The following is a 20175-nucleotide window of genomic DNA, read 5'->3' as shown; positions in this document are numbered from 1 at the left end:
ATATAACTGCATTACATTATAGTCAATATCTGATTTAAAATGGCGGCTGGGAAGTGGCGGAAGAAGAACGCGGCAGTTTTCCGTTGATTCCAAGTTTACTAGATAGAGAGAAAAATTTTCAGAAATCGTGCCCCAAAAATTTCTGTTGTACAATTTTATTCCATCATGCTTGCCCGCAATCATATGGTACAGGACAAATTGTTCGCAACTACCGGCCACACCTTTAATGTATAATGCGATATACCGAATGATGAAAGGTAAAAATACAAAAAAGTGACATAAAGCTACGAGTAGCAAAAAGGCGGCTTTTGGCCGCCTTTTTCTCATTCTTTTTGTTTTTGGATGGGGCGGATGTAACCTTCTAATTCGCGGACAAGGTGCTGGATGCAATCATTTCCTCGGAACTTGGCATCCTCGGCAAGATATACCGTGAAATCCTCCACTTCTTTATTGGTCATCGTGAATTCATACCCATTCAAATCAAGGAATGTGATGAATACGGCTAAAGCCGTCCGCTTATTGCCGTTGTGGAAAATATGCCCTGTCGCGATGGAATGGTAATAGCAACACGCCTTTTCAATAATCGAAGGGAACTGTTCCTCCCCGAACAATTTCGTTTTTGGCCTTTCTAACATCCATGCGAATTTATCGGGGAATTGGATCCCTGCTTGTTCTGCGTCGCCATACATTTCCATTATCGTGTAATGGATAAATATGATTTCTTCGGCTGTCAAATAATAAACCATGCTTTCCCCCGGTTGCTTCTTTATCTATATTTCAAGTTGCGCAGCGCTTCGTCATATTTGGAGATCGCGCGGTTCATCGCCATCACAACTTCCGGACGGACCACCTTTGGAATCCGGTTTGCGCGTTTCATCACGATTTCCCCTCGTTCCTCATTGTAATATATTTCGATTTCATCGCCTTTATTTAGGTTTAACATAGTGGCTAAATCTTTCGGTATACTAACGGATAAACTATTCCCGACTTGGCTAATCCGGCGTGTATACGTTTTGTCATCCTTGCTTCCTAACATTTCCACGCCCATTTCCTTTTCATCTCCTTTCCATAATATGGACAAAAAAGGACGTTTTTATCCATATAATTATTACTGTATAAACAATTATAACAACGTTTTTCCGAAAAGCAATACCGAACAATAAAAAAGGGCTTCTGCCCTCTAACGAGAAAACCGTTAAAGTCCGCGAAATGGTGTAAAAACAAAAATTTATTTTTCTGCAAGCCAATTTTGCTGCACTGGTAATGAAATTTTACAAAACCATTTGAACTTGACTAGAAAACCCGTATGCTATTTTCGAATGGACGACACTGGGAAAGTGGGCGGCCCGCCGCGGCCAAAGCCTAACGATCATGTAAATCTGCGAATTCGGATCTTTGGACAATAAAGTCGATTTACACAATGCGAAACTTCGTCGTTTTTCTATTTGCGTTTTTGCTCCGATTGTGGCTGTCAGAAAAGAGGACGAAAACTGAGGAGTGGATATGCCAAAATTGCGGAGCGCACTAAGCCTAGACGTAAATGCCACTAAAAACGCCTTGCAAGAAGGGACGAGGCTTATTTACCGCCGCGCTGGAGGATTTTAAGCTGAAAGGATTATCCGAGAATCTCCGCCTTTAGGCATGGGAAGTGGTGATGCAAAGCAAGAATTTTTCTTCTACTAAAAAATCACTTACTCCAAACGATATTCTCTTTCCTTTGTTGATAACTAATTTAAAAGTAATGACAAAAAAGTAAAATAATAGAAAAAAGCAAAATAAAAAAGGTGATTGGTCTTATCACACCCGATGCTACAACATCGGAAGGCAATCACCCTCACACCAACAAAAAACTCACACAAAAACACTCTTGGGACAATATACAGCAAAGTAGCAAGATGATCAAGCAATATTGAACATCTAGATAAAAATAGGTGTTCCTTCGTGTTGAAAAGAACACCTTCAATTACAGTCTAACAACCGGAAACGCCATTACAACCGTCGTTCCTTGACCTTCTTTGCTTTCGATGGAAATCGTTCCGCCATATTTTTCAACAAGACGCTTTGCAATGGAAAGTCCGAGGCCGTTGCCGCCTTGTTTTCTGCTGCGAGCTTTGTCCACTCGATAAAATCGGCGAAAGACGTAAGGAAGATCCGCTTGCGGAATCCCGATTCCAAAATCTTTCACTTCTATTTTGGCAACATCGTCCTCTTGATATATGGAAACGTGGATTTCTTTCCTTGATTCTTGGCTATATTTCACCGCATTGTCCAATAAAATGACGAAAATTTGTTCTAAATGACGCGCGACAATACGGATATATGCTGATTCGCTTCGTATTTGCCGAAATGTGTAATCAGCATATACGTTTTCAAAATTTCGAATGACAGAATCCATAACTAGGCGTACGTCAACCATCTCCCATTCTGTCATATTGGGCGCTTCCGATTCGGCACGTGATAGCTCTAACAGTTCGTGCACTAATTGATTGAGTCGTTCGACCTCTTTTAAACTGGACTGTAACGATTTGTTTAATACATTCGGATCATGTTTCCCCCAACGATTTAACATCGTTAAATGTCCTTTAATGATCGTTAATGGTGTTCTTAGCTCATGGGACGCATCTTCGACAAATTGCTTTTGTTGTAAAAACGATTGTTCTAAATCGTCCATTAAGTCATTAAAAAGCTTGCCAAGCTGTGCAAGCTCATCGTTTGTATCATTGACAGGCACACGCTCATTCAATCCATTTTTTTTAATTCTTTTCACCGTATTCGTCATCGCTTGAACGTTGACAAGAAGTTGTTTGGCAATAATACTTCCGCCTAAAAAACTTAAAATCACAGCTCCCGCGACCGTTGCTACCATAACGAGAAAAATCGTATCTCGAAAATCATCAAACGTTTCCATGTTACGAACAATTTCAATCGTTCCTGAGAACGCAGTCATCGGGGAACGAAGAATCAATAATCGATCTTCGTAGTGATGAACGATTTCATATTGTAACGATGTCGCTTTTTTCGGTTTGACCCAGCTGCTCGGGACGGAATGGGAGACCGTAAACACCGGCTTCCCTTTCTCATCTAAAATCCGAATCATTTGATTTTTTTCATTAATCGTCGCAAAATAGTGATCGTAACGTTGTAGCTCAGAAGGATCTCGTATCGACTTTTCCTTCAAAAATGCCTCGATTTCCGTTAGCTGATGCTGCATGTTTTGCTGTTCGTAGCTGACACTCCATTTTTCAATAACGATATACTGCAAAAGATTGTAAGAGATAAACAACACGCTTAACAGCACAGAAGACCAAATTGTCAATTTCCATTTAATCGGAAGTTTTTTTATCATTCTCGCATCACATATCCAACGCCGCGAACTGTCTGGATATACTGTTCTTTATCTTCTGCGTTCAGTTTATTGCGCAAATAGCGGACATACACATCGATCACGTTCGTTTCGATGGCATAATCATAGCCCCATACTTGATCTAATAACATCTCACGCGTTAGTACGCGGTTAATATTTCTCATAAACATTAAAAGCAACTCGAATTCTTTATTTGTTAACTCAATAAGCTCCTTTCCGCGTTTGAGCACGCGTGATTCAATGTCCAACTCAAGATCTTTAAACGTCAAAAGAAGCGGTTTTGCTTCCCTTTTTTCTTCGCGGCGCAAAATGACGCGAATCCGTGCCAACAACTCTTCAATGGCAAACGGTTTGACAACATAATCATCTGCTCCGCTATCAAGCCCCATGACACGATCCATGACGCTATCTCTTGCGGTTAACATAATAATCGGCGTATCTTTCTCATTCCGTAGGCGACGACAAACTTCCACTCCATTTAACCCCGGCAACATCAAATCAAGCAAAATGACATGATAGTCTTGCTTCATCGCAAGTTCAAGTCCCTGCCTTCCATCATAAGCTACATCCACTTCGTATCCTTCATATTTCAGTTCAAGCTCTAAAAATTCCGCCAATCCTTCTTCGTCTTCAATGATTAAAATGCGGTACATATTACCCCCTACCTTACATGAGCAAATGAATGACTAAGCTGATCCCGAACAAAAGAGCGATCCATTGATGCATTTTTTTATAGCTTTTTCCGTTTTTTCCTTTTCCAAACCGCTGCAAAACATATCCGAAAACGACAACCAATGTTAAACTGACAAACGCTCCAATTCCGCTATACACCCTTCCTATTCTATCAACACCGCTAAATAAAAAGTAAGTGCCATGGCTTATAACAAGCAAAAGCGTGATCCATCCGAATAACGTATGATATCTTCTAAAAAATAAAAACCATTCTTTCACATGATGTTGCCATGTTACGTTTCGTTTTTTCAATTGGATGAAACCGTGACGGACAAGCCATACGCCCCCGCCGGCGATCGCGCTAAACTCCGCTAAACTGCCTAAAAATTTATACATTTCTTTATAAGCTTCGCTTTGCCCTGTTAACAGCCCTAAAATAAACATCGCTACACTCAAAGCTACTAACAACGCCCCAACTACTTTTACGAATAAATGAAACAGGTGATGTGATAAAACCGCCCTCATTTTTTTGACTCCCTTCTATATTTATCATACCGTACTTTCATAAAGAGAAAAGAGAAAACAAATGAAAAAATTTTCATAAAACCAGCTCCTCCGAATATCCGAAGGAGCTGATTGACGTTAGTTTTGATCGTCTGCTTCTACTTTCAATACTTTTCCTGTTTCTGCATCAATTTTGACTTCTTGTTTTCCTTGTTTTGTTTGAATGGTTACACTATAAACCGCCTCATCGTTTTCTTTTTCCACATCCGCTTCTTTGACTTCTCCGCTTACTTCACGTAAAGCAATGTTGGTGGCTTCTTCTTTCGTGATTTTTACCGAATCCGCTTCATCTCCATTTTGGTCATCCTTTGTTTCTTTGTCGCTATATTCCCCCTCGTTTTTATCTTGATCGTTTTGATCAATGTTTACAACAGCACCTGTTTGTGCATCCACTTTGACATCAGACAATTTTCCTTGTTCATCTTTCACTTCGACTGCATACACAACGACACCGTCTTCATTTTCAAGTTCCGTTCCATTTTCTTGCCCCTTTACATGTTGCAATGCAATGTCAATCGCTTGTTTCTCCGTAATTTTCGCTTTTGCTTGCAGTTGGCCTTGCTCTTGTTCTTCAGGTACTTCTTTGTTTGCCGTCTGCGTTTGGCTTGCAGCAAACGCATCATGCTTGAATGTGGCGCCAACGACCCCACCTCCAACAATAGAAAGAGCTAATGCTGGGATTAAAAACTTTTTGTTCATCTCATTTCCTCCTCATACTGCAAAATTGTTTTACAGTTATGATCGTACCTTTTGCAAATGAAACGAACGAAAAACGGATATGAACAAGCACTAATATGTTCATGAAAAATTTTTCACATTTTCTCTCTTCGCTTGTATAATGATAACCGTACAAACGGAACAAAGGGGGGTTTTTGTGCTTACGTTTATGCAACTTTTCGAAGCATACCGTTCGCTTTGGTCGAATCGAGCATTGGCAAAAGAGGAGGCGTTGACAGAAGAAACGTGTAAAGCGTTGCTTTATGAGGCGATCGAAAAAGAGCTGCGCGATGAAATGACCCATCCGCGCGTTCGACAAGCGCCAGAAGTGAAGTTTCATTATGCCGTCAAACGAATCATGGCCGCACCTTTAGCAGAAGCGGAAAAACTAGATTTAATTGACCTGCATTTAGAAGTGATGGATCATATTATTGTATAAAAAGTAAGCGTAAATCGCTTACTTTTTCATTTATTGGTCATAAAACAAACGAAGTTGAACAAACTATGTACCGACATCATGAAAGGAGGAGATTCGATGCCTTTAGTTCCTTATGACCCGTTTCACCATTTGGAAACGATGCGACGTGATTTCCATCGTTTTTTCACGACTGATTTTCCGTCGCTTTTTCGGGCGGATGAGATGATGCCGCGCATCGATATGCATGAAACGGAGCGCGAGTATATCGTCTCATGCGATCTACCTGGTCTTGAGCGGAAAGAAGACGTACAAATTGACGTGCATAACAACGTGTTAACAATTAGCGGGACGATTCAACGCAATGAAACGATTAAAGAAGAGCAAATGCATCGCCGCGAGCGCTTTTTCGGTCGATTCCAACGGTCGATTCCGCTGCCGGCGAACGCTTCCGCGGACCAAATTCATGCGACGTACAAAAACGGCGTACTCGACATTCACATTCCAAAAATCGCGTCCGATCAACGGAAAAAGGTGGATATTCAGTTTCATTGAACAAGAAAACAGGTGAACCCGTTCTGTTCACCTGTTTTTGCGTGGGCCGCTGCTTTCGCGGACGATTAACTGAGTTGGAATGACCACTTTTTTTGACAGATGGCGCTTTGTCGTCAGCCTTTCCACTAACAATTCGACCGCCGTTTCGCCCATGAATTCGGTATATACTTTCACGGTCGTTAATGGCGGCTGGACAAATTCCGCCGTCGGAATGTCGTTAAACCCGACAAGCGAAACATCTTCTGGCACGCGAACACCGGCTTCGTGAAGCGCCCGCAATGCACCGATTGCCATCGAGTCGCTGGCGACAAAAAAGGCGGTTGGATAATCGGTTGTTAACGCTTCTTTCATGAGGCGATAGCCATCTTCGGCAGTAAACCGTCCCGTCCATACATAATTTGGCTCGCACAGTCCTTTCACATATAAATATTCATAAAACGTCGTTTCCCGCTCGTCGCGAATAAGCATCTCACCGTCCACATATTCTCTCCCGCCAATGTAGCCGATTTTTTCATGCCCAAGCGAAAGCAAATAATCCAACACCCGAATCATCGACTGGCGAAAATCGATCACGACGGAATCAAACCTCATTTCGTCTGGAGAACAATCAACAAACACGATTTGTTCTGTACTTGTCGTAAACACTTCCATATCTTTCGGGCCAAACTTTCCGACCGCGATAATGCCGTCTAGTCCTGCGAGCCATTCGGACTGGTACGAGTCACCTTGTTTAAACAGTTTAACAAGCTCGATTTGACGGTCAAAGCATTCTTTCTCCACCCCGAGCCGAATCGCCATGTAATACGGGTCGCCTAATTCTTGCAGTTCAGAATACCAATGTACTAATCCAAACCTTAACCGCTCTTTCGTTGTATGTTGATTTCGCTCGCGCAACGTTTTATAGTTCAGTTGTTGCGCGACTTCAAAAATTTTTTTCCTTGTTTCATCGGAGACAGATAGCGTCGGGTCATAGTTCAACACTCGCGACACCGTCGCCACCGACACCCCGACTTTCTCGGCGATTTCTTTTAATGTTGCCATTGATTCACCTCGCGTTTCATTGTAATATGCGATTGCTTTTCTTTCATGCGATTTCCAAAAGGGCGATCACTTGACACTGCCTTCGACCACCGTTTGCAAAAACCGTCGAAACGCCTGCTTGCCTTCTTCCGTTCGTTTGAATACTCCCGCATGCTCAAGTACGGTAATAAAGCGCTTCCCTACCTCTGTTCGTAAAATGTCCCACACATTTTCCTCTTGAATGGAAGGATGGGAGGCGCGAATTTGTTCATACCACTCCCAATGTTTGTGCATCGCTTCTTCCCATTTGTCTTTGCTTACGTTGTGAACGAGATAGGTGGCTAATGTTTTTAATTCTTCCGAAAGCCTTCCTGGCAATACGGCTAGCCCCATGACTTCGATGAGCCCGATGTTTTCTTTTTTTAGATGGTGCAATTCTTCATGCGGATGGAAAATGCCGTACGGATGCTCAGGCGATGTTCGGTTATTGCGCAACACGATGTCCATTTCAAACGACTCGCCGCGCCGTCTCGCAATCGGCGTAACGGTATTATGCGGCGTGTCGCCAGTATAGGCATAAATCCCGACGCTTGGGTCGCTATACGTTTGCCACGTGCGGTAAAGCAAATCGGCCGCTTCAAGCACCTCCTCTTTCCGGCCGCGAAGACGAACGACCGACATCGGCCAGCGGACGATGCCAGCAGTTAGCGTCGGAAATGCCGGCAATGAGATATATTCCTCCATTTCTGCTTTTTCCATCGCAAACGTATAACGCCCGCCTTGAAAATGGTCGTGCACTAAAATCGAGCCGCCGACAATCGGTAAATCGGCATTTGAGCCGATAAAATAGTGCGGGAATTTTTCGATAAAATCAAGCAGTCGTTCAAACGTTTTTCGTTCCATTTTCATCGGCACGTGCTCGGCATGAAAGACGATGCAATGTTCGTTATAATACACGTACGGCGAATATTGAAAATACCACCGCTCCGCAAGAAGGGATAACGGAATGATGCGATGATTCGCACGCGCTGGATGATGCCACGTTCCTTCATACCCTTCATTTTCTGCGCAAAGCACACATTTCGGATAAGCAGACGCAGGAGTTTCTTTTAATTTGGCGATTTCTTTCGGGTCTTTTTCCGGCTTTGCTAAATTAATTGTAATATCAATCTCTCCATATTCGGTTGCCACTTTCCAATGTTCGTTTTTCGCCAATCGCTCTGTTTGAATATAGTTCGAGGCGCGGCTAAGCGCATAAAACCAGTCGGTCGCTTGCTTTGGCGTTTGCTGATACCGCTCATAAAAGGTACGAATGACTTCCGATGGACGCGGCATTAAGCAGTTCATTAGTTTTGCTTCCCATACATCGCGTTCTGTCGTCGTGTTCGTCTGCAATAGCCCCTGCTCGTACGCCCAATCTAACATAGACGACAAAATCGCAGGAAGAGGGAGGGAGGAAGGTGCTCCCTCGGGAGGCTGCCATTCGTCTAGCTGTAACGCCGCAAGCAGCCGGTTGCGCGTATAAATGACGTCTTCTTTTTGCAGAAGTTCGTGCATAAGACCGTGCTGAATCAATTGTTCGATTGCCAAATAAATATTCACCGCTTCCCACCTCGATAGCCGTTTGGATTTGCTTGATGCCATTCCCAAGCGGAAGCGACGATGTCGTCGATTGTTGTGTATGTCGGCTTCCAACCGAGTTCGCGTTGCGCTTTTTCGGAAGAAGCAACGAGCCGCGCCGGGTCGCCCGCGCGTCTTTCAACGACTCGCGCTGGAATGTCATGTCCAGTGACGCGGCGTGCTGCTTCAATCACTTCTTTGACGGTAAATCCGTTGCCATTGCCAAGGTTAAATACGTCGCTTTTTGCGCCGCTTCTTAACTTTTCGACCGCAAGCCAATGAGCATCGACTAAGTCGAGAACGTGAATGTAATCGCGGATGCACGTTCCGTCATGGGTATCATAGTCATCACCAAAAATATGAATCTCGTTTCGCTGTCCGAGCGGAACTTTTAATATCAGCGGGATTAAATGCGTTTCTGGATCATGATCTTCCCCTAAGTGAGCGCCGTAAGCACCAGCGACGTTAAAATAGCGCAAGGAAATATAACGAATGCCGTACGCTTCGTCGACCCATTTCATCATTTTTTCCATCGCGAGCTTCGTTTCCCCATATGTGTTCGTTGGGACGGTCGGGTCGGTTTCGACAATCGGGATTTGCTTCGGCTCTCCGTATACCGCTGCAGTCGAGGAGAAAACGATTTGTTTCACCCCAAATTCGTGCATGACTTCCAACAATACTTGTGTTCCGTATACGTTGTTGTCGTAGTATTTTAGCGGCTTTTCCATGCTTTCTCCGACAAGCGAGTTGGCCGCAAAATGAACGACCGTATCAATGTCATGCTTTCGGAATACGTCGCGCAAAAAGGCGCGGTCACGAATGTCCCCTTGGTAAAACAACGCTTCGTGATGCACCGCCTCGCGATGCCCTGTCTGCAAATTATCGACGACGACCACTTGTTCCCCTTTTTCGATGAAGCGATGCACCGCATGGCTACCGATATAGCCAGCCCCGCCGCAAACAAGAATCATAACATCATCTCCTCTTTTTCTGTTATTTCTTTTGCGCCGTCACCAATTTTCACGACGTAAAAACTTGCTTCATAGCCGATTTTTTCCGCATATTCACGCCCGACTTGCTCAATGAACGAAGGAATGTGTTCATCTTTCACCATGTTCACCGTACAGCCGCCAAAACCAGCACCGGTCATGCGGGCACCGATCGTCCCTTCGTGCTTCCACGCTGCCTCAACAAGCGTATCAAGTTCTATCCCCGTTACTTCGTAGTCATTGCGCAACGAAAGGTGGGATTGTTTCATCAGTTCACCAAAGCGGGTGAAGTTGCCGTTTTCCAATGCCTCTGCCGCCTGCATCACTCGTTCGTTTTCCGTCACGGCATGGCGAGCGCGTTTTTGTTCGACAGGAGAAAGAACGTGTGCGTATTTCGCCAGCTGTTCGCTTGTCAGTTCGCCGAGGGAAGAAATCGGGAGGTGTTGCTGCAACTTCGTAAGCGCTGCTTCGCACGTCGCTCGCCGCTCGTTATACGCCGAATCGGCTAACCCGCGCTGCTTGTTCGTATTGGCGATGATAATTGAGCAATCGTTCAGTAAAAGCGGTAAATAACGATAATGCAACGTTTGGCAATCTAATAAAATCGCACGATCTTTCTTTCCCATTCCGACGGCAAATTGGTCCATAATGCCGCAATTGACGCCAATATAATTATTTTCTACGTTTTGGCTCATTTTCACAAGTTCAAGCGTGCTGAAGTTTGCTTGAAACAGTTCATTGACCATGACCGCTGTGACAAGTTCAATCGAAGCAGAGGACGACAACCCCGCTCCGTTCGGAATGTTTCCGTAATATAGCACATCAAACCCGCTGTCGATGATAACCCCTGACGCTTGGAACGCTGCGAGAATTCCTTTCGGATAGTTCGCCCAGCCATGTTCGTCGCGATATGCTAAATCTGTTAGCGGAACGGTAATCACCCCTTTTTCCGGAAAATTTTGCGAATACAGCCGAACGTTACCGCTTTTTGTTTTTCTCACGAAGGCATAGGTGCCGATTTCAAGGGCACACGGCAACACATGCCCACCGTTGTAGTCCGTATGCTCCCCGATCAAATTCACGCGGCCGGGGGCGAAGAAGGTGCGGATTTCTTCCCTTCCCCCACCAAACCATGCAAGAAAATCCGTCTTTACCTTTTCAATCATTGTTCTTCCTCCTAAACTGCTTTTATAGTAAATATTTTAGTAAATTTTTTAGTTAATCACAAGTGGATGGAAACATTTTTTTCTGACAAACGTATAACAATTAGCCGATTCATCCACGTTATGTATAAAGGGGGCTTTTGCCATGGAAACGAAACAATGGTTAGAACAAGAATTAGCAAAAATCGAACGATGGGAGCGCAGTCAAAAAGATTTATGGTTTTGGGAAAAAATTGGGCGCCTTCCGTTTAAAGTATTGGATAAGCTAACACCACCGATCGTACATAAAAAACTTGGACAGCTGCTCGACGAACTCGGTAGCTACATCCAAAGCGGCGGGCAATATTTAGTGAACGAAGCGAAAATGCTCGAAAAGTTTCCTGCGGCTTCTATTGAGCAAGTTGGACAGTTGCCGCTTGCAACGATGGATCGCGTATGCGACGAATTAGTGGAAGCTCGCATTACATTCGCCCAATACCAAGGGGCAACGACCGGTGTAGGCGGACTGTTTACGCTAGCCATTGACATTCCCGCCATGCTCGGGTTAGCGTTAAAAACGCTGCAAGAGATCGCGATTACTTACGGCTATGACCCGAAAGAAAAAAAAGAGCGCATTTTTATCGTGAAGTGCTTGCAGTTTGTCTCCAGCGACATCGTCGGCAAAAAAGCGATTCTCGACCAGCTCACGTCGTTTTCCAACGACCATCAGCAAGTATTTTCCCAGCTGCAAGGCTGGCGGGAAGTCATGATGACGTTCCGCGACCAATTCGGCTGGAAAAAACTATTCCAACTCGTCCCAATCGTCGGCATTATTTTCGGCGCCATGTTTAATAAAATGTTTATCAAAGACATCGCCGAAGCGGGGAAAATGCTTTATCGGAAGCGGAGGGTGTTGGAGAAAATTGCTCAATTAGAAACCGGTGCCGAATGAGACACCGGTTCTATTTCTTTTAGACACCTTGATAAGTTGTTTTTAATGGTCAATCTACGCTTCTAAGCCGCCATATTACGCTAACAAAATCGCCGTGACGTTCTGGCACGTTGAGCCCCACATACATCAGTTCATCTCCGCCATACACTTCTCCGGTACCCATGATCTCGTACTGTTTCTTCGGATTTAGTCCTTTCAGCCGTATAAGCGACAGTGGGGCGTTGGCTTCGGCTAGTACACGAAAATAAGCAACAAACGCTTCGGATTGGTCTTTCGATACAACCATCCAAGCCGCTTCATTGCCTTCAAACGGGCTTAACATTCGGTAAAAAGTGCCGAATTGCACAAGATGGCGAATTTCTTTGTAAAATTCGACTTGGTTTTTAATCTCTTCTTTTTCTTTCTCCAGTAATTTCGTCACATCAAGTTCATACCCGAAGTTGCCGGACATCGCCACATGCCCCCGCATCTCCAATGAGGTGATGCGATGAACTTGGTGGTTCGGAACTGCCGATACGTGTGCGCCGATGGAGCTAATCGGATAAACAAGGCTTGTGCCGTATTGAATTTTTAAGCGCGATACGGCATCTGTATTGTCACTCGTCCACGTTTGCGGCATGTAATAAAGCATTCCAGGGTCAAATCGTCCTCCGCCCCCAGAGCAGCTTTCAAATAAAATGTGCGGGAAGCGAGAAGTGATTTCATCCATCACTCGATATAGCCCGAGCATGTAGCGGTGCGCTGTTTCCCGCTGTCGCTCGGGAGGCAATGTGGCCGACCCAATTTCCGTCATGTGGCGGTTCATGTCCCATTTCACATAGGAAATCGGTGCACTTGCCAATACGTCGGAAAGCACTTGAATCATGTAGTCGCACACTTCTTTACGGGAATAGTCTAAAACAAGTTGGTTTCTTCCTTCCGAACGCGGGCGGTTCGGCACATGAAGACACCAGTCGGGATGCTTCCGGTATAGTTCGCTGTCCACGGAAACCATTTCTGGTTCCACCCATAAGCCAAACTGCATTCCTGTTTCGTTCACGCGTTTCGCCAATCCTTCTAATCCGTTTGGAAGTTTCCGTTTGTCAACGAACCAGTCCCCTAACGAACGTTTATCATCGTCACGCTTTCCAAACCAGCCGTCGTCTAATACAAATAACTCGATTCCTAGTTCCGATGCCGTTTTGGCGATCGTCAAAATCTTTTCCTCATCAAAATCAAAATACGTCGCTTCCCAGTTGTTGATCAAAATCGGGCGCTCCCGGTCGCGAAACACCCCACGCGCTAGACGAGTACGATATAATTCATGAAACGTTTGCGACATGCCGTTCAATCCTTCGTCAGAATACACCATCACCACTTCCGGTGTTTGGAACGATTCACCCGGCTCTAATAGCCACGTAAAATCAAATGGATTAATCCCGAGCGATACGCGTGCGGTATGAAACTGATCGACTTCGACTTGGGCGAGAAAATTGCCGCTGTATACGAGATTAAAGGCATACACTTCTCCGTGATCTTCATCCGCATTTTTTCTCAATAAGGCGATAAACGGGTTTTGTTGGTGGCTGCTCGCGCCGCGGCGGCTTTCCACCGATTGCGTGCCGACAAACAACGGTTTTCGTTCGATATATCGTTCTCGGCAATGTGCCCCGTAAAGATGAAGGAAATCAAACTGATCATCCGAAAAATCGACGTTCATACTTAACGCCCTTAATAGTTTGATATGTTCTGATCCATGATTTTCTAAACGAACCGAACGAGTAATGACGTTCCATTTTTCATAAACCGTATACAGTAACATCGCTCGTAAGCCTATTACACTGTCCTCTAAAACAATTTCGAGTGTTTCTGCTTCATTTTCATGTTCGACATACGTAGCCGGTAGCCCCTCTAGCTTCGGCTTTCCTTTATAGATGCGATGCGTTTTATAACGCAAATCCGAAATCGTTGAACCGTTTTCCAATTGCACTTGATACGCCGGTGTGCGGAAATCGGTATTTCCGTACGCCGGATACTCTTGCGGCAGCGTATCTAACGAAAACGCTCGGTCGGACGGGTCGGGGTTTGGGGAAAATCCACGGTCAAAAAACTGTAAACTCCTCGACAACCGAGGGATTCTAATTCTTTTCCCCCAATACATATGTGCTACATATCCATGTTGCGTAATTTTTAGTATGTAACTCATCCCACAGGATTGAATATGAAACACAGACTGGTCCAAGTAATAAGTAATCATGCTTCAAACCTCTTTTCAAAAAAATTCTCTCTATTATCACAATAGCATTTATTTAGTAAAAAATCATTATTTTTTAGTAAAAAAAGAAATGCCCTTTTAGGCATTTCTAAAATCTCCGACCGCTTCTTTTAACGCTGTTTCTAGTTCTTCTGTATACTCTCGCGTCATCTCCTCCGGCCATTGCCAATACTCCGTCATGAAGCGAATGACGGCGTCTTTCCATGTCCGCACCCATTGAATGTTAAATAAAAGGGCGCCGGTGCGGCGGATGAAGTAATCAGAAGGTTTGACGGCCATTTCGCCTTCGAGCGCGTATACAAGCGTTGCAAACACTTCGCGCGAAAGCCCGCAGTTTTCTTCATAATCCTTGCTTAATGTAAATATGCGGTCAACGTTCGTTCCGTATTGTTTCGCCAGGCGTTCTCCTTCTGCTTTCGTAAAGCCGTAGCGCGTCGCTTCTTCCGCTTTTTGCGCGATAAACGCAGGCAATTGGTGAGAGCCGCCGACATCGCCGCCAGAAATCGGCAAATGTTTCGTTTGGCAAGGACGGAATGTTAGTCCTTCTTCTTTTTCAAGCTGTTTGACGACTAAATCGACGACCGTTTCGGCCATTTTCCGATAGCCGGTTAGCTTTCCGCCTGCAATTGTCACAAGCCCTGACGGGGATTGCCAAATTTCATCTTTCCGCGAAATTTCCGATGGATTTTTCCCTTCTTCATAAATAAGCGGCCGCACTCCTGCCCAACTTGATTCGATCTCCCTTGCCGTCACGCGCACGGACGGAAACATATAATGAATCGCTTGCAGCAAGTAGTCACGATCTTCGTCCGTCATTACTGGATTCGTCAAATCCCCGTCGTAAAACGTATCGGTCGTGCCGACGTACGTTTTGCCATCGCGTGGGATGGCAAACACCATTCGCCCGTCCGGTGTATCGAAATACACGGCTTGTTTTAACGGAAAGTGTTTTTGGTCGATGACAATATGAACGCCTTTTGTAATTTTTAACATTTTCCCTTGTTTCGAGCCATCTTTTTCCCGCAGTGCATCGACCCATGGGCCAGCCGCGTTAATCACCTTTTTCGCTCGTACCGTATACGTTTGACCGGTAAGTTCATCGCGACAGCGCGCCCCGACGACGCGTCCGTTTTCGTAAACAAACGCTTCTGCCTTGACGTAATTTGCGGCGTCTGCGCCGCACTCGATCGCTTTTTTCAACACTTCGATCGTTAAGCGGGCATCGTCTGTACGATATTCGACATAATATCCTCCACCAATTAGCCCATCTCTTTTCAACAGCGGTTCTTTTTGTAGCGTTTCCTCCTTGTTTAACATCGTCCGGCGCTCACTTCGTTTCACCCCCGCTAAATGATCGTACACCCATAACCCAACCGATGTGCTCCATTTGCCAAACGTTCCATCTTTATAAATCGGCAACAACATCCACTCCGGCGTCGTTACATGCGGACCGTTTTCGTACACGATCGCCCGCTCTTTTCCAACCTCGGCAACCATTTTCACCTCGAATTGCTTCAAATAACGAAGCCCGCCGTGCACAAGTTTTGTCGAACGGCTTGATGTTCCGGCCGCGAAATCTTGCATTTCTACTAACGCGGTTTTTAACCCACGCGTCACTGCATCCAGCGCAATGCCGCAGCCCGTAATCCCGCCGCCAATAATCAGCACATCGTAATACTCCTTGTTCATTTTTTCTACCATCGTCGCACGTTTCATCGTTTCTCCTCCCCCTTTTTAAAAGCAAAAAGAGACCACAACAAACACGACAAGCCTTCGCTTATCATGTATGCATGGTCTCTCCAAATCTCCTGACATGTTATTAACTTACCTTCATTATAGCGAAAATCGCCCCGTTTGGCTAGCGAAAAAATCGTCAGCGCACCGCCGCATAATGCTCCCAAAGCGCTTTGTTTGACGTCGTAATCGCCGTCGCTCCGGCTGCTAATGCGCGCTCGACATCTTCTAACGTTCGCACAAGCCCGCCTGCTAAAATCGAGAGGCCTGTCCGCTCCTTCACTTCTTGAATGACATGCGGCATCGCGCCCGGCATCACTTCAATAAAGTCCGGCTTTGTTTTCTCAATCAACTGGTAGCTTTTTTCAAGGGCATGTGAGTCTAATAAAAAAATACGCTGGATCGCTAACACCTTTTTTTGCTTTGCTTTCATAATCACGCTTCCCCTTGTCGAAATCAACCCGCACGGCTTCAGCTCTTGGCACAAATATTCCGCCGCATACTCATCGTGGCTCAGCCCTTGAATTAAATCCGCATGGACGAACAAACTTTTGCCGCATTGACGCGCGTATTGGAAGACGCTTTTCAGCTGCGAAAGGTGCAATTCGAGCAACACCGCATATCCATATGGACTTTGCAAAAACGTTTCGAAGTCTTTCATCGTTTTAATCGCAGGAATGATTTTTTGTTGATGAAGGTTCAAAAAAATCGCCCCTTACTCATGATTTTTCGCTGCATCGGCTGCTGCTAAGCATGACGTAAGCAACGCCCGCGGCTTGCAAGCGCTTATTTTAATCCCCCGCTTTTGAAATTTCTCGATCACGTGCTGGATTTCCTTCTTTTGTCGATTGCTAGGCAAATGCTCTTCCATCTCTTCTCACCTTTCTTTTCCCCTATTCTTTGCTTTTCACTTTCGGAAGGAACAACTCTACGGTTGTCCCTCCCCCAACTTCGCTTTCGATCACAATTTGTCCACCGTATTTATCGACGATCTCTTTTGCGATAGCAAGCCCTAGTCCTACTCCGCCTTTCTCTCGGCTTCTTGCTTTATCCACCCGATAAAATCGTAAAAACACTTTTTCTAATTCGTCGCGCGGAATCCCGATTCCTTGGTCGCATACCGAAATAGACACATATTTTCTTTCCTCTTTTATGAAAATGGTGATTTCTTTTTGGTGCTGCGAATATTTGACCGCATTATCTAGTAAGATTAGCAACAGCTGTTCTAAATGATGTTTCGCGATCCGAACAAGCGCCTTCTCCCGGATCTCGTCGACGATGCGGAACTGAAAGCTTGGATGGAGCACTCGAAAATTTTTCACAATCTGCTCCGCAGCTTCTCTTGGAGAGGTCGGCTGCAACTCCGCAGGGATCGCAATCGCTTCGGCATGAGATAAATCTAAAAGCTCAAGCACAAGCTTTTTTAAGCGATACACTTCTTGCACCGCCGCTTCCAACGATTCCTCTAAAATCTCGCGATTATTTTTGCCCCATCGCTTTAACAGCGAAAGATGGCCTTCTAAAATCGCAAGCGGCGTCCGCAATTCATGGGAAGCATCTTCGATAAACTGCTTTTGCTGTCGGAACGAATGTTCAATCTCGTCCATCATTTCATTAAACATCGTCATCAACTTTGACATTTCATCGTTCGCGGCAGGAACGTCGATCCGTTTTTGAAATCCGTTATTTTTAATGTTCCGCATCGTGTCCGTTACTGCTTGCAAGCGCCCAACAAAATGTTTGGCAATAAATAGCCCAATGAATGCGCTCATAACCATTGCCACGACCCCGATTAACGTCATGATGAAAAAAATCGTATTAATCATTTGTTGAAATTTCACGAGATGGCGGACGATTTCAATCGTTCCACTCATCCGTGACACATGAAACGGCTTGCGCACAACAATCGAGCGCTCATCGTTGACTAAATGGTAATCCACCTCTAACTTCTCCGGTGTTTCCGCCGAAAGCAACGAAATAGGAGCACGGTTAGACACCGATACGATGACATTCCCTTTTTCATCTAAAATACGGATCGCCTGATATTTTTCATTTAACTTTTCGAGCAATGACTTGCCTTGACGAATATCGCTCAAAGATATATTACGTTTCTCCGCATAATAAGTTTCAATTTCTTCGATCGTTTTTTTCATCGCTTTTTCTTCTTCGTTCAACAGCCACTGCTTCACCGTTTCATATTGCAACCACGTAAACAAAAAATAAACGATAAAAATCACTGACGCCGAAAGAACCGTGAGCTTCCACTTTAATGAGACGTTTTCTAAACGAAAAAGTTTCATGACCGCATCACATATCCCGCCCCACGCACTGTCTGGATATAACGTTCCTTGTCCGTTTCGTCTAACTTATGGCGTAAATAGCGGACGTACACATCGACTACGTTCGTTTCTACTTCCGTATCAAATCCCCATACTTTATTAAGCAGCGCATCTCTTGTCAGCACAATGTCAACATTTTGTAGAAACGTCACGAGCAAATCGTATTCCCGCTTCGTTAATTCAATCATTTGTCCTTCTTTTTTCACAATGCGGGCTTTCATGTCAACGACAAGATCTTTAAAGGTCAAGCACTCTTGCTCCATTGACGGATGAACACGTCGGAACAAGGCGCGGATGCGCGCTAATAATTCTTCGATCGCAAACGGTTTCACAATATAATCATCCGCCCCGCTATCTAGCCCCATCACGCGATCAAACACACTATCCCTTGCTGTAATCATAATCACCGGCGTTTTTTTCACCGCTCGTAGCCTACGGCATACTTCCATGCCGTTTAAACTTGGAAGCATTAAGTCCAATAAAATGAGACCCCATTCCTCGGATAAAGCTAGTTCTAATCCTTCTCGACCATCGTGACATACGCGCACTTCATATCCTTCATGCAGCAAATCCAACTCGATAAACCGTGCTAAATTCGCTTCGTCTTCAATAATTAAAATACGTTTGTTCATCTTTTTCCCTCCTGTCCTTTATCATATCAAAAAGAAATGCCAACCGCTTCAAGCGGTCAGCAAGATGATAGCCGATTATGAATGTTTATCAAACAAATCGATAAATGCCTGCACAATTTCGATGAATTGGTACATAAGCAAAGATGCAGCTGTTCCTGAGAAAAAAAGTGTAATAACCATATTCATGCGCGCTCCTCCTTCTTGCTGCCGGTCTTTCGGTACTAAGGATGGAGCTATGATTTTCACAACATTTTTGCTTGTTTTCTAAGGAACGTTGCTTACATACCGGCTTTTTTTCATCATAGCTGTTCAATCTTAAAAACACATGAAATTTCGCTAAAAAATAATAGTGACCTTTTCTGCCGGTTGCACATACATTTAAAGATAGAGAAGAACGGAAGGAGCTGAATACGGTGAACGATCATTTTCAACCGCCAACAAGAAAAAAGTGGGATGAAGAACCGCTTCAACGTTTGCGCGAGATGGTTGACCAATTTTTTGACGAACGCCCGCTCAAAAAAATGTTTGAAACACTCGATGAATATTTTCACGAAACATTTTTACGCTCGTATATCCCGATTGACGTCCATGAAACCGCCGCTGAATACATCATTACCGCTCATCTCCCGAACGTCAAACGCCAGCAAATCCAGCTTGAATTCGATGACACGATGCTGCATCTCACCGTTCATAACAGCGAAGTCGTCGAATCAACCGACGAGCAAAACAACGTGCATAAAAAACAGCGCATGTATCAAAACATGACGCGCACAATCCCGTTGCCTTATCCGGTAAAAGAAAACGAAATTAAAGCATCATTTGAAAACGGCGAACTGGTCATTCGCCTGCCGCAGAAGAAAAAATTTATCGACATTGATTAAAGGTGCGCGCTCATCAATCATTGGAATGAAGTGTATGAGCTTTTATCATTTCCCGGCAGAAGACTCCCACTTCAAGGAACAAGAAGGGCGCAGCCCAGTGAGTAAGTGGGAGATGAATGCCGGTAGGCGACAGTCTAAGATTGCTTTTTGAGATATTCCTCAATTAGCTTTTCGAGAATCTTGCTGACATCTGTTCCTTCTTTCACGGCTTGAATTTTAAGTTTTTGGATAAGTTCTTCGTCTAATGTTGTAGTGAATTTTTTTCTAGCCATTGGTATCATTCTCCTTGTCTAAATACGTACTTACGTATATAATAACAGTTAAG

Annotated in this window: 22 protein-coding genes; 4 read left to right on the top strand and 18 right to left on the bottom strand. The window is 44.6% G+C overall.

All coding sequences use genetic code 11. From position 1 onward, the window contains the following. The 7 genes from M4I42_RS02870 to M4I42_RS02840 all read right to left on the bottom strand — a co-directional run. Positions 1 to 327 (bottom strand): hypothetical protein (locus M4I42_RS02870; RefSeq protein ID WP_268850740.1); only part of this gene is annotated, 327 nt, incomplete at its 3' end. Then, positions 324 to 746 (bottom strand): type II toxin-antitoxin system death-on-curing family toxin, encoded by a 423-nt coding sequence (locus M4I42_RS02865; protein WP_268850739.1) that lies wholly within the window; start codon positions 744 to 746, stop codon positions 324 to 326. The genes M4I42_RS02870 and M4I42_RS02865, both read right to left, overlap by 4 nt. A gap of 20 nt (positions 747 to 766) precedes the next feature. Continuing rightward, complete coding sequence (locus M4I42_RS02860; protein WP_268850738.1) at positions 767 to 1048, bottom strand: AbrB/MazE/SpoVT family DNA-binding domain-containing protein; 282 nt, start codon at positions 1046 to 1048, stop codon at positions 767 to 769. 915 nt (positions 1049 to 1963) lie between these two features. Next, positions 1964 to 3346, bottom strand: coding sequence for a HAMP domain-containing sensor histidine kinase (locus M4I42_RS02855; protein WP_268850737.1), 1383 nt, complete (start codon positions 3344 to 3346; stop codon positions 1964 to 1966). Beyond that, positions 3343 to 4017: a response regulator transcription factor gene (locus M4I42_RS02850; protein WP_268850736.1), complete on the bottom strand. Its 675-nt coding sequence runs from the start codon at positions 4015 to 4017 to the stop codon at positions 3343 to 3345. The genes M4I42_RS02855 and M4I42_RS02850 overlap by 4 nt, the downstream gene beginning before the upstream one ends. Positions 4018 to 4030: 13 nt before the next feature. Then, the gene (locus M4I42_RS02845; protein WP_268850735.1) at positions 4031 to 4561 is read right to left on the bottom strand and encodes a hypothetical protein; all 531 of its coding nucleotides are present in this window, start codon (positions 4559 to 4561) and stop codon (positions 4031 to 4033) included. A gap of 117 nt (positions 4562 to 4678) precedes the next feature. After that, positions 4679 to 5299 carry a PepSY domain-containing protein gene (locus M4I42_RS02840; protein ID WP_268850734.1) on the bottom strand — a complete coding sequence of 207 codons (621 nt, stop codon included), beginning with the start codon at positions 5297 to 5299 and terminating at the stop codon, positions 4679 to 4681. 175 nt (positions 5300 to 5474) lie between these two features. Between M4I42_RS02840 and M4I42_RS02835 the strand changes: the two genes are divergently transcribed. Both M4I42_RS02835 and M4I42_RS02830 read left to right on the top strand, forming a co-directional pair. After that, positions 5475 to 5756, top strand: a complete 282-nt coding sequence (locus M4I42_RS02835; protein ID WP_268850733.1) for a hypothetical protein — start codon at positions 5475 to 5477, stop codon at positions 5754 to 5756. 96 nt (positions 5757 to 5852) lie between these two features. Then, entirely contained in the window at positions 5853 to 6287 is a 435-nt protein-coding gene (locus M4I42_RS02830; RefSeq protein ID WP_268850732.1) for an Hsp20/alpha crystallin family protein, read from the top strand. A gap of 27 nt (positions 6288 to 6314) precedes the next feature. Here M4I42_RS02830 and M4I42_RS02825 read toward each other — a convergent pair whose 3' ends face one another. The 4 genes from M4I42_RS02825 to M4I42_RS02810 form a co-directional block, all read right to left on the bottom strand. Next, positions 6315 to 7328, bottom strand: a complete 1014-nt coding sequence (locus M4I42_RS02825) for a LacI family DNA-binding transcriptional regulator (RefSeq protein WP_268850731.1) — start codon at positions 7326 to 7328, stop codon at positions 6315 to 6317. 66 nt (positions 7329 to 7394) lie between these two features. Further along, positions 7395 to 8951 (bottom strand): UDP-glucose--hexose-1-phosphate uridylyltransferase, encoded by a 1557-nt coding sequence (gene galT / locus M4I42_RS02820; RefSeq protein WP_442864066.1) that lies wholly within the window; start codon positions 8949 to 8951, stop codon positions 7395 to 7397. Further along, a complete protein-coding gene (gene galE, locus M4I42_RS02815; RefSeq protein WP_268850729.1) occupies positions 8906 to 9898 on the bottom strand; it encodes a UDP-glucose 4-epimerase GalE in 993 nt (330 codons plus the stop codon). Before galE ends, galT begins: the two co-directional genes overlap by 46 nt. Beyond that, the gene (locus tag M4I42_RS02810; RefSeq protein WP_268850728.1) at positions 9895 to 11082 is read right to left on the bottom strand and encodes a galactokinase; all 1188 of its coding nucleotides are present in this window, start codon (positions 11080 to 11082) and stop codon (positions 9895 to 9897) included. The genes galE and M4I42_RS02810 overlap by 4 nt, the downstream gene beginning before the upstream one ends. A 142-nt stretch (positions 11083 to 11224) precedes the next feature. Between M4I42_RS02810 and M4I42_RS02805 the strand changes: the two genes are divergently transcribed. Continuing rightward, a complete protein-coding gene (locus M4I42_RS02805; protein WP_268850727.1) occupies positions 11225 to 12010 on the top strand; it encodes an EcsC family protein in 786 nt (261 codons plus the stop codon). A gap of 49 nt (positions 12011 to 12059) precedes the next feature. Here M4I42_RS02805 and M4I42_RS02800 read toward each other — a convergent pair whose 3' ends face one another. From M4I42_RS02800 to M4I42_RS02775, 6 genes are all read right to left on the bottom strand, one after another. Next, positions 12060 to 14195, bottom strand: a complete 2136-nt coding sequence (locus tag M4I42_RS02800; RefSeq protein WP_442864067.1) for an alpha-galactosidase — start codon at positions 14193 to 14195, stop codon at positions 12060 to 12062. 147 nt (positions 14196 to 14342) lie between these two features. Then, the gene (locus M4I42_RS02795) at positions 14343 to 15980 is read right to left on the bottom strand and encodes a glycerol-3-phosphate dehydrogenase/oxidase (protein ID WP_268850725.1); all 1638 of its coding nucleotides are present in this window, start codon (positions 15978 to 15980) and stop codon (positions 14343 to 14345) included. 157 nt (positions 15981 to 16137) lie between these two features. After that, on the bottom strand, positions 16138 to 16701 hold the full coding sequence (locus M4I42_RS02790; RefSeq protein ID WP_268850724.1) for a glycerol-3-phosphate responsive antiterminator: 564 nt from the start codon (positions 16699 to 16701) through the stop codon (positions 16138 to 16140). Between the two features lie 12 nt (positions 16702 to 16713). Further along, positions 16714 to 16869, bottom strand: a complete 156-nt coding sequence (locus M4I42_RS02785) for a hypothetical protein (protein WP_268850723.1) — start codon at positions 16867 to 16869, stop codon at positions 16714 to 16716. A gap of 22 nt (positions 16870 to 16891) precedes the next feature. After that, complete coding sequence (locus M4I42_RS02780) at positions 16892 to 18298, bottom strand: HAMP domain-containing sensor histidine kinase (protein ID WP_268850722.1); 1407 nt, start codon at positions 18296 to 18298, stop codon at positions 16892 to 16894. Then, complete coding sequence (locus tag M4I42_RS02775) at positions 18295 to 18969, bottom strand: response regulator transcription factor (RefSeq protein ID WP_268850721.1); 675 nt, start codon at positions 18967 to 18969, stop codon at positions 18295 to 18297. Before M4I42_RS02775 ends, M4I42_RS02780 begins: the two co-directional genes overlap by 4 nt. A 413-nt stretch (positions 18970 to 19382) precedes the next feature. Between M4I42_RS02775 and M4I42_RS02770 the strand changes: the two genes are divergently transcribed. After that, positions 19383 to 19850, top strand: coding sequence for an Hsp20/alpha crystallin family protein (locus tag M4I42_RS02770; protein ID WP_268850720.1), 468 nt, complete (start codon positions 19383 to 19385; stop codon positions 19848 to 19850). A 134-nt stretch (positions 19851 to 19984) separates the two neighbouring features. Here M4I42_RS02770 and M4I42_RS02765 read toward each other — a convergent pair whose 3' ends face one another. After that, entirely contained in the window at positions 19985 to 20122 is a 138-nt protein-coding gene (locus tag M4I42_RS02765) for a ribbon-helix-helix domain-containing protein (RefSeq protein WP_268850719.1), read from the bottom strand. Positions 20123 to 20175: the final 53 nt, after the last annotated feature.

The sequence above is a fragment of the Anoxybacillus sp. J5B_2022 genome (genome assembly GCF_026847645.1).
Lineage (GTDB): Bacteria > Bacillota > Bacilli > Bacillales > Anoxybacillaceae > Anoxybacteroides.
The sequence above is the reverse complement of the archived record's forward strand: the minus strand, read 5'-3'. Positions and strand labels throughout refer to the sequence as shown.

Excerpts from the sequence above, each read along its gene's own strand:
- M4I42_RS02865 (WP_268850739.1), bottom strand. The coding sequence starts at position 746 with ATGGTTTATTATTTGACAGCCGAAGAAATCATATTTATCCATTACACG.
- M4I42_RS02860 (WP_268850738.1), bottom strand. The coding sequence starts at position 1,048 with ATGGGCGTGGAAATGTTAGGAAGCAAGGATGACAAAACGTATACACGC.
- M4I42_RS02855 (WP_268850737.1), bottom strand. The coding sequence starts at position 3,346 with ATGATAAAAAAACTTCCGATTAAATGGAAATTGACAATTTGGTCTTCT.
- M4I42_RS02850 (WP_268850736.1), bottom strand. The coding sequence starts at position 4,017 with ATGTACCGCATTTTAATCATTGAAGACGAAGAAGGATTGGCGGAATTT.
- M4I42_RS02845 (WP_268850735.1), bottom strand. The coding sequence starts at position 4,561 with ATGAGGGCGGTTTTATCACATCACCTGTTTCATTTATTCGTAAAAGTA.
- M4I42_RS02840 (WP_268850734.1), bottom strand. The coding sequence starts at position 5,299 with ATGAACAAAAAGTTTTTAATCCCAGCATTAGCTCTTTCTATTGTTGGA.
- M4I42_RS02830 (WP_268850732.1), top strand. The coding sequence starts at position 5,853 with ATGCCTTTAGTTCCTTATGACCCGTTTCACCATTTGGAAACGATGCGA.
- M4I42_RS02825 (WP_268850731.1), bottom strand. The coding sequence starts at position 7,328 with ATGGCAACATTAAAAGAAATCGCCGAGAAAGTCGGGGTGTCGGTGGCG.
- galT (WP_442864066.1), bottom strand. The coding sequence starts at position 8,951 with ATGGCATCAAGCAAATCCAAACGGCTATCGAGGTGGGAAGCGGTGAAT.
- galE (WP_268850729.1), bottom strand. The coding sequence starts at position 9,898 with ATGATTCTTGTTTGCGGCGGGGCTGGCTATATCGGTAGCCATGCGGTG.
- M4I42_RS02810 (WP_268850728.1), bottom strand. The coding sequence starts at position 11,082 with ATGATTGAAAAGGTAAAGACGGATTTTCTTGCATGGTTTGGTGGGGGA.
- M4I42_RS02805 (WP_268850727.1), top strand. The coding sequence starts at position 11,225 with ATGGAAACGAAACAATGGTTAGAACAAGAATTAGCAAAAATCGAACGA.
- M4I42_RS02800 (WP_442864067.1), bottom strand. The coding sequence starts at position 14,195 with ATGAGTTACATACTAAAAATTACGCAACATGGATATGTAGCACATATG.
- M4I42_RS02795 (WP_268850725.1), bottom strand. The coding sequence starts at position 15,980 with ATGAAACGTGCGACGATGGTAGAAAAAATGAACAAGGAGTATTACGAT.
- M4I42_RS02785 (WP_268850723.1), bottom strand. The coding sequence starts at position 16,869 with ATGGAAGAGCATTTGCCTAGCAATCGACAAAAGAAGGAAATCCAGCAC.
- M4I42_RS02780 (WP_268850722.1), bottom strand. The coding sequence starts at position 18,298 with ATGAAACTTTTTCGTTTAGAAAACGTCTCATTAAAGTGGAAGCTCACG.
- M4I42_RS02775 (WP_268850721.1), bottom strand. The coding sequence starts at position 18,969 with ATGAACAAACGTATTTTAATTATTGAAGACGAAGCGAATTTAGCACGG.
- M4I42_RS02765 (WP_268850719.1), bottom strand. The coding sequence starts at position 20,122 with ATGGCTAGAAAAAAATTCACTACAACATTAGACGAAGAACTTATCCAA.